This window comes from Sphingobium sp. B11D3D (genome assembly GCF_025961755.1).
Classification (GTDB): Bacteria; Pseudomonadota; Alphaproteobacteria; order Sphingomonadales; family Sphingomonadaceae; genus Sphingobium.
This window is the reverse complement of record NZ_JAOQOG010000001.1, coordinates 2,743,970-2,756,370: the sequence shown is the minus strand read 5'-3', so window position 1 is coordinate 2,756,370 and position 12,401 is coordinate 2,743,970. Positions and strand designations below refer to the sequence as shown.

Sequence of the window (12,401 nt, the reverse complement as noted above, 5' to 3'; positions counted from 1 at the left end):
ACGAGCGAACGCCGCGCGGCCGGTGGGTTCGGCAGCGCAGCGTTCCTGCGGTCAGATCACGTCGACGAGGACGATTTCGCTGTCCTCGATGGCCGTGATGCGCAGCACCTCCACATCGCTGATCGCGGCGCCGTCACGGGCATTCACCCGCACGTCCTCGATCTGCACCGCGCCGGTGGCGGGGACCAGATAGGCCTTGCGGTCCTTGCCGAGCGGATAGTCCGCCGTCTCGCCGGCACGCAGGGTCGCGCCCAGCACCCGGCCATCGGTGCGGATCGGCAGGGCGTCCTCATCCTCGGCATGGCCGGAGGCCAGGGTGACGAACTTGCCCGAGCGCTCGCCCTTGGGGAAAGGCTTGGCGCCCCATTGCGGCGGCTCGCCCTCGCGGGTGGGGATGATCCAGATCTGGAAGATCCGTGTGGTTACATCCTCGAGATTATATTCCGAGTGGCGGATGCCAGTGCCGGCGCTCATCACCTGCACGTCGCCCGCTTCCGTGCGGCCGACATTGCCGAGGCTGTCCTGATGGGTGATCGCGCCCTCGCGGACATAGGTGATGATCTCCATGTCGCGGTGCGGATGGGGCGGGAAACCCGTCTGCGGCGCGATGGCATCGTCGTTCCACACCCGCAGGCTGCCGAAGTGGACCCGCTCAGGATCATGGTAGCCGGCAAAGGAGAAGTGGTGATGGGCATCCAGCCAGCCATGGTTGGCGGCGCCGAGGCTGTCGAAGGGGCGAAGGTCGATCATCGTGTGTCTCCTTGTCAGAGGGAAGGTCGCCGACGTTCTGTCCGGCGTTGGAGACCGATTTAGGGCTTGTGAGCTTTGCTGTTCAGTGGGATAAAATAGACCATTATGTTCGAGAAAGTTGAATAGTGAGCGCGCCCGGCACGCCAACGCTCGACCAGCTCCGCATCTTCCTCGCGGTGGTGGACAGCGGCAGTTTCGCGGCGGCGGGGCGGCGGCTCAATCGCGCCGTGTCCGTCATCAGCTATGGCATCGCCAATCTGGAGGCGCAGCTTGGCCTGACGCTGTTCGAGCGGGAGGGGACGCGCAAGCCGGAGCTGACCGTTGCCGGCCGGGCGCTGCTCGCCGATGCCCGTGCCGTCGCCCATGGCGTGGATGGGCTGCGCGCCCGCGTCAAAGGCCTGCTCGATGGGCTGGAGGCGGAAGTGGATCTGGCCGTCGACGTCATGCTGCCGGCCGAGCGGCTGGGCGCGGTGCTGCGCGCCTTCGCGCGCGAATATCCCACCGTGCAGCTCCGGCTGCATGTCGAGGCGCTTGGCGCTGTCCTGGCCATGGTGCGGGAGGGGCGGGCGATGATCGGCATTTCCGGCCCGCTCGCCATCGGCGCCGATGGGGTGGAGTGCGTCGCGGCCGGCTCGGTGCCGCTGGTGCCGGTCGCCGCGCCCGATCATCCGCTGGGGCAAATGGCGCAGATCGCGCCCGGCGCCGGGCGCGATTATACCCAGCTCGTTCTCACCGACCGCTCGCGCGCCACCGACGGGCAGGATTATTCGGTGCTGAGCCCCAAGACCTGGCGGCTGGCCGATCTCGGCGCCAAGCACGCCCTGCTGTGCGAGGGCGTCGGCTGGGGCAATATGCCGCTGCCCATGGTGGAGAGCGATCTCGTCGCCGGCACGCTGGTGCGCCTCGCCATGCCCGATCATCCGGGCGGAACCTACCGCTTTGCTGGCATCTGGCGCCGGGATACGCCGCCCGGCCCGGCGGCTGAATGGCTGATCGCGCAGTTCGTCGAACAGGGGCGGGCCGATGCGGCGCTTGCCGGGATGATCGATCTTTGAACCCTGCCGCATCGGGGTGCGCGCACCGGCAAGTTCCTGCGCAAACAATCGGCTAGGGGCGGCGAGCGTCACCGGACGAGCGGGATGGAAGCCCGACCGGCATTACAGGAGAGGATGTCTGCGCATGGACAGAGCCGCTTTGCTGGCATTGCTGGATGAGACCGTCGCGTCTCTGGGCGCCAATGATCCCCAGCGCTTAGCCCTCGCGCCCCGGTTGCGCTATACCGAGAACAGCGTCGAATTCCCCTTTGGCGATGGCGCCTGGAAGACCGTGACCGGCATCGGCGAGTATCGCTGGGATGTGGTGGACGTGCGCACCAGCAATGCCGCGCGCTTCGGCGTGCTGGAGGAGAGCGGCGACAAGGCGCTGTTCGTGCTGCGGATCGCGGCGCTGGAAACCGGCGCGCTCGCCGAGATCGAGCTGCTGGTGGCGCGCGCGACGGACAGCGGCGTTCCCTTCCTCAACACCGATCCCGCGCCGCGTCCGGAACTGACCGAGCCGGTCCCGCCCGCCTTCCGCACCGAACGGGCACGGATGCTCTCGCTGGCCGATGGCTATTTCTCCACGCTGGAGCAGAATGACGGCACGCTGCACACCCGCTTCACGGCGGATTGCGAACGGCGCGAAAATGGCGTGCAGACCACGCACAATCCCCAGCCTGATCTGGCACCGGTCGCCAAGATGGGCTGCGAGGAGCAGTTCCTGCTCGGCTATTACCGGTTCGACAACTGGATCCGCGCGCGGCGCTATCCGCTGGTGGACGAGGAGCAGGGCGTGGTCCTCTGCGGCGGCTTCATCGATCATGACGGGCAGACGCGCGACTATCAGCTCACCAATGGCGAGACGCGCACCGGCTTTTTCCTGCGGCCCCACAGCTTCGCCTATCTGGAAGCCTTCAAGATCCGCGACGATGCCATTTCCGCCGTCGAAGCGGTGTTTCACTTCGTGCCCTACCGGATGCGCTCGCCCTGGGCCCAGGATGAGCGCGATCCGCGCCTGGCAAAAGTTTGAGCGGATGCCACCCCATCACACCCACCGTCGTCACCCCGGGTCAAGCCCGGGGTGACGACGTGGAACCCATAATATCCCCCGACCCCAAGGAGCACCCCCATGTCCGATGATGTCTCAGCCCTGCGCGAGGAACTGGCGCGTTTGCGATCCGATCTGACGGCGCTCGCCGCCCGTGCCGACAAGGCGGATCATTATGTCGAAATCTGCAATCTCCAGTGCGCTTATGGCTATTATGTCGACAAGGGCCGCTGGGACGATGCGGCCAAGCTGTTTGCCGAGGATGGCACGCTCGAGCTGGCCGGGCGCGGCGTCTATGTCGGGCGGGAACGAGTGCGGGAATATCTCCACCACTTGCCGCCTTATGGTCCTGGCGTGCTGTACAATCACATGCAGCTGCAGCCGGTCGTTCACATCGATTGTGCGGCGGGCACCGCCAAGGCGCGCTGGCGCACGTTCATGATGGTCGGCGGCGTCGGGCGCGAGGCGCGCTGGGGCGAGGCGACCTATGAGAACAGCTACAAGATCGAGAACGGCAAGTGGCGGATCGCGCAGCTGCACGGCTATATGAACATCTATACCGAATATGACGAGGGCTGGCATCGCGGCGGCGTCCAGCTGCTGCGCTCGATCGACGGGCTGCAGCCCGATCTGCCGCCGACGATGCAGTATGAATCCTACCCCGAGCCGGTGATCGCGCCTTACCACTATAAGGAGGTGTAGGGCGGCCCAGGCCACCCGCGCGCAGCCGCTCGCCGCTCAGTCGGTGGGCGGCGTGCGCTTGCTGTTGGGGTCGAATTTGAGCATCTCCACGCTCTTGAGCGCCGGGTCCCAATGCTCGGCAATCATGCCATTTTCGATGCGGAACAGATCGAACCAGCTCGTCACATAAGGCTGCCCCTCGGCATCCTTCTCGGGCCGCTCGAACACGCACATCACCATGTCCCGCTCCGCGATGATGTTGACCAGCGGCAGCATGATCCGCTCCTCGATCTCGCGGACCGGGCGCGAGCCCTTGATGAAGTCGACCAGCGGCTGGCGGCCGGAGGCGACATTGGGATTATGCTGGATATAGCCCTCGGCAATGAATTCGGCGGCCCGGTCGGCGTGGCCTGCCTGCAGCACGGTGCGGTACATGTCCCAGACGAGGCGCTTGTTGGCCGCGAGCTGGGGATCGGTGCTCTCCAGCAAGGCAAGCTGGGCGTCGCGATCGGTAGTGGCCTGACTCATGCGGGTCTCCGTTGCAAAATGAGGGCGCGGTCAATGCGCCGTGGCGGTCGCCTGCGCCGCGCGGTGGTTGGTCCGCGCCGCGAGATACAGCATCAGCCCGCCGAGCAGGAAGAAGATGGCGAACAGGCCGATGGCATAGCGCAGGCCCAGGGCTGAGGCGGCCGCGCAGGCCGATCCCTGAACCTGTCCGGCAGCCCCGGCGCACTGGGTGGCGAACTGGCTCCCGCCATAGATGAAGCTGGAGGCCATGTCGCTGACCACGCCGACCGATGGCGGCCCCAGTCCCTGACCGAACAGATGCACCATCAGCAGGAACACGGCCGATCCGGTCGCCCGGCTGAAGCTGTCCAGCGAGCCGTGCAGCGTCGCGATCGCCGGCCCCATCGCGGTGTAGAAGGAGAAGGAGCCGACCAGCATCAGCGGAATGGCGATGAACAGCATGTTGCTGCTCAGCCCTGCCAGGAAGATCGGTACGCCGATCACGGTGCCGAGCGCCGGGAAGCCAAGCAGCCAGCGGGCATCGCGCCGGGCCATATGCTCGCTGCCATAGCCGCCGAGCAGCGTGCCGAAAAAGGCGGCAATGCCGGAGACGACGCCGAAGACGAGACCCGCCTGCGCCGCATCCAGCCCGAAATTGCGGGAGAAGAAAGCGGGAAGGAAGGTGTTCACGCCGAAGGCGCCAAGGCTGATGAAGGCGAGCCCGGCGAGCACATAGCGGATGCTCTTGTTGCCAAGCAAAAGCCGCACCACCTGCCAGGTGCCGAGCTTGCCCGATCCGGCAGTGGCAGGGGGCACGCTGCGCTCTGGCTCATGCAGACAGAAGAAGCAGAGCAGGGCGATCAGCCCGCCCATCACGCCGAAGAACATGAACGTGTCGCGCCAGCCGAAATGCTCGGCAATGGCGCCGCCGGCGAACGATCCGACCAGAGCCGCCACCGGCACGCCGAGCATATAGAGCGACAGGGCCGAGGCGCGCTTTTCCGGCGGCACCATGTCGGAGATCATCGAGTGCGGCGGCGCCTCGGTCGCGGCATTGCCCGCCGCCATGCCGCAGCGGCACAGGAAGAGCTGGAAGAAGCTGACCGTCGCGCCCGCCAGTGCCGTGAACACCGAGGCGAGCATCAGGAAGCTCGCGGTCACCCGCGCGCGGTTGTAGCGTTCCGCCAGGCGCGCGATGGGCACGCTCGCAAAGGCGTTCACCACCGCGAAGGCCGTGCCCCCGAGCAAGCCGATCTGCAGATCGCTGAGCAGGAACTCGACTTTGATCTTCTCGGCGATCAGCGCGATCATCACGCGATCGAGGAAGCCGAAGGCGTTGATCGAGGCGAGCAGGATCAGGGCGACGGTGAGCTGTCTTCTGGTCACGTATATCTGTTCCCGGGTGGCAGGCCTGCGGTCGGCAGGCATCGAGCGGCAGGTCTATCGGGATAGACCCTCAGCGCGACATGCCGATTGGATGGGAGCGCATGGACCTGACTGGTCGTGCTCGCGATCGCGATCCCCCTTCCGGCCCGTTCAGTGCAGCGAGAAGAGATTGCGATAATCGCGCGGCGTGAGGCCGAAGCGCTGTTTGAAAGCCCGGCTGAAATGCTGGGAATCGCTAAAGCCCCAAAGGTGGGCGATCTCGGTGATCGACCGGCGGGCGAGGGCCGGGTCGACCATCTCCTCGCGGCAGCGCTCCAGCCGCCGGTCCCAGATGGCGCGGGCAATGGTATAGGCTTCACCCTCGAACAGCTTGTGGATCGAGCGGCTCGACATGCTGAAATCCCGCGCGATGCGCGCGATGCTGAGGTCCGCGTCGGCCAGATGCCGGTCGACATATTCCAGGATCGCCCGTCGCCGGCTTTCGCGCGGGTCGGGCATGGTCAGCACGTCATCGGCATGGATGGTCATGTTGACCAGATGGGCGATCTGGTCGCCGAGCAGTTCGCGGTCCTGCATCCGCAGCGTGTTGCCGGTCATCACCGAGGCGCTCACGCTGGCATGAAGGATCTGGGCCGGCCCGCGCAGGAAGCTGCGGGGCTTGCGCCAGCGGTCCAGGCTCCAGCGGGGCGCGGTGAGCAGGCTGCACGGCACCGTCACGGCCAACTGGCGGCACTGGTCCGGCGCGTCGATGGTGTAGGGCACGTCCTTGCGCAGCGCGCACCACTGGCCGGCCTGCACATCATTGGAGAGTCCGCCCTGGCTGATCCGGGCGGCGCCTTCCTCCTGGAACAGCAGCTTCATGGTCGGTGGCGATCGCCGGTCGGCCATGTCGGGCAGGACAAGCCGGTGACTGCCCAGCGAAACGATGCAGAAGCGAAGCGCGCCGAAATCGCCGCCGCGCAGCGATGCCTCGCGATCGTCCGCAAATTCGATGTGGGGCGCCTGCGTGACGGCGCACCATTGCCGGCTGCGCTCGACGCGGCTCGATGCCTTTGTGGTGAAGATGTGCATCCCCGTGGCTCCTCTCGCATCCTGGCCGGGGGTCTTGCGCCCTCGGTCCGGCTTTGCGCACGCTAGACCCCATATCGGGGCCTGTCCAGCAGACCGCCGCACTGTTGATTTTGTCTCCAGTGCGGCGCTGGTCAGAAAGATGCGTCGCGAGACAAGTTTGCCCGCAGGCGCGCTGATAGCAGGGGCCTCAGCCGCATCATGGACATGTATTTGAGATGACGTTGAAAGTGCCATTGCCCCTTGCCGCCCAGGCGCGCCATTTCATTGGCGGCGCGTGGACGCCCCCTTCGGCCGGCGACCGGCTGCCGGTGGAAAACCCCGCGACCGGCGAGGTCTTTACCGAGGTCGGTGCGGGCACTGCGGCGGATATCGACCAGGCCGTGCAGGCGGCCGAATCGGCGATGGTCGCGGCCCGGCGCACGCGCTGGACGCCAGCCCAGCGGCAGGATGCCCTGCTGGCACTGGCGCAGGCAGTGGAGCGCCATGCCGAGGATTTCGCGCTGCTCGAAACGCTCGATACCGGCAAGCCGATCAGCAACAGCCGGCGGGTCGACGTGCCCGGCACGGCCGCGACCTTGCGCTATTTCGCCGGCTGGGCGACCAAGCTCACCGGGGAGAGCATGGAGCTTTCCCAGCCCGGCGAGACGACGGCGTATACGCTGCGCGAACCGGTCGGCGTGGTCGGCCACATCATTCCCTGGAATTATCCGCTGATGGGCGCGGTGTTCAAGCTCGGCCCCGCGATTGCGGCGGGCTGCGCGGTGGTGCTCAAGCCGGCGGAGCAATCCTCGCTCTCCGCGCTCAAGCTGGCGGAACTGGCCGTGGCCTGCGGCGTGCCGCCGGGTTTCTTCAATGTCGTGACCGGCCTGGGTCCGGTCGTGGGCGCGGCGCTGGTCGATCATCCCGGCGTCGCCAAGATCAGCTTCACCGGATCGACCGCGACCGGCACCCAGATCGCGGCCGACTGCGCGCGGCAGATGAAGCGGGTGACGGTGGAGCTGGGCGGCAAATCGCCGGTCATCGTCTTTGCCGATGCCGATCTCGATGCCGCCGCGCGCGCCATTGCCATGAATATCTTCTTCAACAGCGGGCAGACCTGCTCGGCCGGCTCGCGCCTGTTCGTGCATCGATCCGTCGCCGATGCGCTGGTGGAGAAGATCGCCCGCATCGGCGCGGCGATGACGATCGGCGATCCGCTCGATCCCGCGACCCAGCTCGGGCCGGTGATCACGCAGGCCCAGCGGGCGCGGATTATGGGCTTTGTCGAGGGCGCCCTTGCACAGGGCGCCAGCCGCGCGGGCGGCGACATCGCCTTGCCGGCGCAGGGTTACTATGTCGCGCCGACGGTGCTCGGCTCCGTTCAGGCAGGCATGGCGGCGGTGGACGAGGAGATTTTCGGTCCCGTGCTGTGCGCGATCCCCTTCGACACCGACGATCTCGACGAAATCGCCGCGCTGGCCAATGCGAGCCGCTATGGCCTCTCCGCCTATGTCTGGACGGGCAGCCTCTCGCGGGCGCATGGCATGGTCAGTCGCCTCCGGGCCGGGACCGTGCGGGTGAACAGCAGCGCCGGCGACATCGCGATGCCCGCGGGCGGCGTCAGGCAATCCGGCTTCGGCCGCGAAAATGGGAGAGCCGGGGTGGAAGCCTATACCGAACTCAAGTCCGTGACGATCGCGCACGATCATCAGGTCCGCGGTCATGGCTGAGCCGAACAGCGCCCCCACGCCGGGCTTCGCGCCGGCCTTCCGCATGACGCCCATGCGCGCCTTCCCGGTCACGGTCGGCGAGATCGCGACCGGTGGCCAGCGCAGCTATGTGTCCATCGGCGGCGGCACCTTCGTAGGCGAGGGGCTCGAAGGCCGGCTGGTCGGCGGCAGCGAGATGCATCTACTGCGCGCCGATGGCGTCACGGTGGTTGAAGCCTCTTATTATGTCGCCTTCAGCGATGGCAGTTTCGCCCGCTGCTTCGGCAATGGCTATCGCACCCGCGCGCCGGATTTCGAGGGGCTGCGGCTCGCTTTGCTGTTCGAGGCTGCCGAGGATGGTGGCGTCGCCCATTTGGCGCGGCTGGCGTTCGTTGCCGAGCAGGCCGAGGGCAGCCCTGTCCTCAACATCGAGAGGATCGTCTGACCATGCGGCTGGAATTCGCTCTGGAAATGCGCATTGGCCTTGGTCCGCGCATGCATATCGAAGTCGCGCAGGGCTACACGCGCGGCGCCGTGCTGATCGGCGAGGGCAGCTTCTCCGGCCCAGGACTCTCGGGCCGGATCGTCAAGGGCAGCGGCGGCGACTTTCCGCTCGTGCGCCCCGATGGTGGCGGGCGGTTCGAATCGCAATATCTGCTGGAGACGGACGACGGCGCCCATATCCTCAAGCGCAGCACCGGCGTGCGCAGCGCCCCGCCGGAGGTGGTGAAGGCCCTGCTGGCGGGCGAGCAGGTCGATCCGCAAAGCTATTATATGCGCATGACGCCGCGCTTCGAGGCGCCCGCCGGCCCCTATGACTGGCTGAACCGCACGATCTTCGTCGGCGTCGGCCAGCGCAATCCGGAAGGCTCCATTTTCCGGTTCTGGAAAGTCGTCTGAGCGTGGATCGGTTCGATTACATCGTCGTGGGCGCCGGCTCGGCGGGCTGCGTGCTCGCTGCCCGCCTGTCCGAAGATCCGCGCAACCGCGTGCTGCTGCTGGAAGCCGGCGGCAGCGACCGGCGACTGGACGTGCGCCTGCCGCTGGCGGTCTCCAAGCTATGGCCCAATCCGGCGCTCACCTGGGGCTTCATGTCGGAGCCGGAGGCGGAGCTGGACCGCCGCCGCCTGCCGGTCGCGCGCGGACGGATGCTCGGCGGCACCTCCTCGCTCAACGGCATGATGGCGATCCGGGGGCACAAGGCCGATTATGATGGCTGGCGCGATACCGGCCTCACTGACTGGGGCTGGGATGATGTGCTGCCCTGGTTCCGCAAGCTGGAGCGACACTGGCGCGGCGATACGCCCGAACATGGCGGCAGCGGGCCACTGAGCGTCGAGCCGCATCCGGCGCCGAGCCCACTGATGGCCAATGTGCTGGAGGCGGCCCGATCGCTCGGCTACCCGATCACGGAGGATTTCAACGGCCCGCGAACCGATGGCTTCGGCATGCCGGATTTCACGACGCGCAACGGTCGCCGCGCCAACACGTCGGAGGCCTATCTGCGCCCTGCGCTCGGCCGACCCAATCTGGAGGTGCGCACCGGCGCCGTGGCGACGCGCGTGCTGCTGCGCGATGGGCGGGCAATCGGCATCGAGGTCTCACGCGACGGGCGGCTGGAAGAAATCCTCGCCGAGCGCGAAGTGCTGCTGGCCGGCGGCGCGATCAATTCGCCGCAACTGCTGCTGCTCTCGGGCATTGGGCCGGGCGCCCATCTGCAGGAGATGGGCCTGGATGTCGCCGTGGAAAGCGGGGAGGTCGGCGCCAATCTGCAGGATCATCCCGGTGCCGGCATGGAGTTCGATCTCGATCCTGCGCTGGCGTTCGACCGGGAATTGCGCTTCGACCGGCTGACCGGATCGTTCCTGCGCTGGATGGCGGGGCGCAAGAGCATCATGGGCGCGCCGCCGCTCGCCGCCTCCGCCAATGTCGCGACCGGCGCCGACCCGGATGTGATCGACATGCATTTCTTGCTGATCCCGCTCTCCATGTTCTCGCGGGTCTGGTTTCCCGGCGTGGCCCGGCCGTTCGGGCCGCGCATGGGGGCGATGTGGTCGCTCAATTACCCGAAGAGCCGGGGCTGGCTGAAGCTCGGTTCGCCCGATCCGCTGGCCCATCCGCGCATCGCCTTCAACCTGATGAGCGATCCCGAAGATCAGCGCGCCATGCTCGGCGGCTATCGTGGACTGGAGGCGCTCATCCGCCAGCCGGCGCTCGCCAAGGTGGTGGGGCAGATGCGGCGGCCGGAGCGACCTTTGCTGTCGGATGAGGAGGTCATGGCCTATATCCGCGAGACAGCGGCGACGGCCTATCACCCGAGCGGCACCTGCCGCATGGGCAGCGATGCGCAGGCCGTCGTCGACGGGCGCCTGCGGGTGAACGGCATAGACGGGCTGCGAGTGGTCGACGCCTCCATCTTCCCGCGCCTGCCCGGCGGCAATACCAACCTCCCGGTCATCATGGTCGCTGAGCGCGCTGCGGACTTCATCAAACGCGGGGAATAGCCGCGCGCGTGATCATTCCGCCGGCTCAATCTCCAGCGGCTGCTCGTCGCCGATGTAGAGGAGCGCGCCCTGATCGAGCAGGCACTGCTGTACCGCGCGCACGTCCACCTCTCGCGGCGTAACGCCTGCTTGCACCGCAATGCTGGCCGCTGCACCCGCCGCCTCGCCCATGGACATGCAGGTCGCCTGATCGCGCACTGCGCCGAGCGCCGCGAAGGTTGCGGAGACGCAGCGCCCCGCCACCAGCAGGCCCTCAACGCCCTTGGGCAGCAGGATGCGATAGGGAATGTCATACGGCGCCTTGAACGGCGAGGCCACGCCGTCGCCCCACAGGCCGGTCACCGAATGCAGGTCCGGCCCGCGCGGCCCGCCCTTGGCGATCACGTCCGGAAAGCGCCGCCCTGCCAGCACATCATCCTCGGTGAGGATATAGTCGCCGACGATCCGCCGCCCCTCGCGCGCGCCGCCAGTGGGGGATTCCATGACGATATAGGCCTCCTCGAAGCCGGGGATGCGCTCGCGCAGGAAGTTGAGATACACCCGGTTGAGCTTGCGCCGATAGATCAGCGACTTGCTCACCTCTTCCTCATTGGTGTGGTCGTACCAGACCTCGTACACGCCGGACATCATCTGCCCGTCGCGCATCTTGCCGTGGCGGAAGATGCCGATGCTGCCAAAGCGCGGCGGCGGATAGACCGGCTCGGTCGCGCCATAGAGCAAGGGCACCTTGCCGGCCTTGATATACTCCACCCATTCGCGGTCCAGCCCGGCGGGGAGGGGGACATATTTGCCATCCACCCTGGGTGCCGTCGCCTTGCCGGGGATCGGGCCGCCGGCTGCCGGAGAGAGGCGCAGCTTGGGAATGCCGCCGGCCGCGCGGATGCGGTCCACCTCGTCCCAGTCGGTCGGTTGGGCCATGGGCTCGGCGTAGAGCGTCTCGCCCTTGAGCGACTTGTAGGTGTTCACCGGCCGCCCGCCGCCCATCAGCGCGGAGCGCTCGCGGTCCAGCTCGGCGCGCTCTTCTTCGCTCAGCAGCGGCTGGTTGCGCAGATAGTCGATCAGCCGGTCGACATCGATGCCGCCGATCTGCATGTCCATCGATCCGCCATGATGGCGCCCATCCTCCTCGCGGCCCTGGTGGAAGGGCGCGCCGGCCCAGGCGGCCACGTCGGCATCGGCGGAGGCGTCGATCATCACGTCGGCCAGCACCACCTGCCCGCCGGACTTGTTGCCGATGGCGACGCCCGTCACCCGCCCGTCCTCCACCAGCGTGTCGAACACCACGGTGTTGAACAGCACTTCGACCCCGGCTTCTTCCATCATTTCATCGAGCAGGCTGGTCATCATCACGGAGTCGGTGGGGTGCCGCGCAATCGGGCTACCCTCCGGCGCGCCGCCCATGGACTGGATGCGGTGCAGGATCTCCAGCGAGATGCCCTTCACCACCGGCGTGCCGATGCCCTTCTCGATGATATAGCCATTGATGCCGATGCCACCGATGCCGCCCCCGGTCATCATCCCGCCCAGATAGCCGACCCGCTCGATGAGCATCACCCGCGCACCATTGCGCGCCGCGCTCAGCGCCGCGACGCACCCGGCAGGCCCGCCGCCCACGACAACGACGTCCATCGCCTTCGCGGGCGCCAGCGCGGCCACAAACCGCTCGTTGTTCCTCTGGACGGCCATGCGCTCTCCTCCGCTCTTATCGTTCGGAGAGAGCATATCTGGA

Annotated in this window: 12 protein-coding genes; 7 read left to right on the top strand and 5 right to left on the bottom strand. The window is 67.2% G+C overall.

Annotated features, from left to right (window positions below):
* Positions 1-51: 51 nt before the first annotated feature.
* Positions 52-750, bottom strand: coding sequence for a pirin family protein (locus tag M2334_RS13020; RefSeq protein WP_264605643.1), 699 nt, complete (start codon positions 748-750; stop codon positions 52-54).
* Positions 751-875: 125 nt separating this feature from the next.
* Here M2334_RS13020 and M2334_RS13015 point away from each other — a divergent pair, with 125 nt between their 5' ends.
* The 3 genes from M2334_RS13015 (at position 876) to M2334_RS13005 (ending at position 3,537) form a co-directional block, all read left to right on the top strand.
* The gene (locus M2334_RS13015) at positions 876-1,805 is read left to right on the top strand and encodes a LysR family transcriptional regulator (RefSeq protein ID WP_264574637.1); all 930 of its coding nucleotides are present in this window, start codon (positions 876-878) and stop codon (positions 1,803-1,805) included.
* Between the two features lie 124 nt (positions 1,806-1,929).
* The gene (locus M2334_RS13010) at positions 1,930-2,817 is read left to right on the top strand and encodes a hypothetical protein (RefSeq protein ID WP_264605642.1); all 888 of its coding nucleotides are present in this window, start codon (positions 1,930-1,932) and stop codon (positions 2,815-2,817) included.
* A gap of 99 nt (positions 2,818-2,916) precedes the next feature.
* Positions 2,917-3,537 (top strand): nuclear transport factor 2 family protein, encoded by a 621-nt coding sequence (locus tag M2334_RS13005; RefSeq protein WP_181558933.1) that lies wholly within the window; start codon positions 2,917-2,919, stop codon positions 3,535-3,537.
* Positions 3,538-3,573: 36 nt separating this feature from the next.
* Here M2334_RS13005 and M2334_RS13000 read toward each other — a convergent pair whose 3' ends face one another.
* The 3 genes from M2334_RS13000 to M2334_RS12990 all read right to left on the bottom strand — a co-directional run bounded on the left by M2334_RS13000 (position 3,574) and on the right by M2334_RS12990 (position 6,480).
* Positions 3,574-4,044 (bottom strand): nuclear transport factor 2 family protein, encoded by a 471-nt coding sequence (locus M2334_RS13000; protein ID WP_264605641.1) that lies wholly within the window; start codon positions 4,042-4,044, stop codon positions 3,574-3,576.
* Positions 4,045-4,074: 30 nt separating this feature from the next.
* Entirely contained in the window at positions 4,075-5,409 is a 1,335-nt protein-coding gene (locus M2334_RS12995; RefSeq protein ID WP_264605640.1) for an MFS transporter, read from the bottom strand.
* A 150-nt stretch (positions 5,410-5,559) separates the two neighbouring features.
* Complete coding sequence (locus M2334_RS12990; RefSeq protein WP_264605639.1) at positions 5,560-6,480, bottom strand: helix-turn-helix domain-containing protein; 921 nt, start codon at positions 6,478-6,480, stop codon at positions 5,560-5,562.
* 215 nt (positions 6,481-6,695) lie between these two features.
* On the opposite strand from M2334_RS12990, the gene M2334_RS12985 reads away from it, so the two are divergent.
* The 4 genes from M2334_RS12985 to M2334_RS12970 are packed head-to-tail and all read left to right on the top strand — an operon-like array spanning position 6,696 to position 10,672.
* On the top strand, positions 6,696-8,189 hold the full coding sequence (locus M2334_RS12985; RefSeq protein WP_264605638.1) for an aldehyde dehydrogenase family protein: 1,494 nt from the start codon (positions 6,696-6,698) through the stop codon (positions 8,187-8,189).
* Complete coding sequence (locus tag M2334_RS12980) at positions 8,182-8,613, top strand: DUF3237 domain-containing protein (RefSeq protein ID WP_264584493.1); 432 nt, start codon at positions 8,182-8,184, stop codon at positions 8,611-8,613. The genes M2334_RS12985 and M2334_RS12980 overlap by 8 nt, the downstream gene beginning before the upstream one ends.
* A 2-nt stretch (positions 8,614-8,615) precedes the next feature.
* Positions 8,616-9,068: a DUF3237 domain-containing protein gene (locus M2334_RS12975; protein WP_264569668.1), complete on the top strand. Its 453-nt coding sequence runs from the start codon at positions 8,616-8,618 to the stop codon at positions 9,066-9,068.
* 2 nt (positions 9,069-9,070) lie between these two features.
* On the top strand, positions 9,071-10,672 hold the full coding sequence (locus M2334_RS12970) for a GMC family oxidoreductase (RefSeq protein ID WP_264605637.1): 1,602 nt from the start codon (positions 9,071-9,073) through the stop codon (positions 10,670-10,672).
* A gap of 12 nt (positions 10,673-10,684) precedes the next feature.
* On the opposite strand, the gene M2334_RS12965 is transcribed toward M2334_RS12970, so the two are convergent.
* Positions 10,685-12,358, bottom strand: coding sequence for an FAD-dependent oxidoreductase (locus M2334_RS12965; protein ID WP_264605636.1), 1,674 nt, complete (start codon positions 12,356-12,358; stop codon positions 10,685-10,687).
* Between the last annotated feature and the right edge of the window lie 43 nt (positions 12,359-12,401).

Coding starts and splice junctions, on each gene's coding strand:
- M2334_RS13020 (WP_264605643.1), bottom strand. CDS start 750: ATGATCGACCTTCGCCCCTTCGACAGCCTCGGCGCCGCCAACCATGGC.
- M2334_RS13010 (WP_264605642.1), top strand. CDS start 1,930: ATGGACAGAGCCGCTTTGCTGGCATTGCTGGATGAGACCGTCGCGTCT.
- M2334_RS13005 (WP_181558933.1), top strand. CDS start 2,917: ATGTCCGATGATGTCTCAGCCCTGCGCGAGGAACTGGCGCGTTTGCGA.
- M2334_RS13000 (WP_264605641.1), bottom strand. CDS start 4,044: ATGAGTCAGGCCACTACCGATCGCGACGCCCAGCTTGCCTTGCTGGAG.
- M2334_RS12990 (WP_264605639.1), bottom strand. CDS start 6,480: ATGCACATCTTCACCACAAAGGCATCGAGCCGCGTCGAGCGCAGCCGG.
- M2334_RS12985 (WP_264605638.1), top strand. CDS start 6,696: ATGACGTTGAAAGTGCCATTGCCCCTTGCCGCCCAGGCGCGCCATTTC.
- M2334_RS12980 (WP_264584493.1), top strand. CDS start 8,182: ATGGCTGAGCCGAACAGCGCCCCCACGCCGGGCTTCGCGCCGGCCTTC.
- M2334_RS12975 (WP_264569668.1), top strand. CDS start 8,616: ATGCGGCTGGAATTCGCTCTGGAAATGCGCATTGGCCTTGGTCCGCGC.
- M2334_RS12965 (WP_264605636.1), bottom strand. CDS start 12,358: ATGGCCGTCCAGAGGAACAACGAGCGGTTTGTGGCCGCGCTGGCGCCC.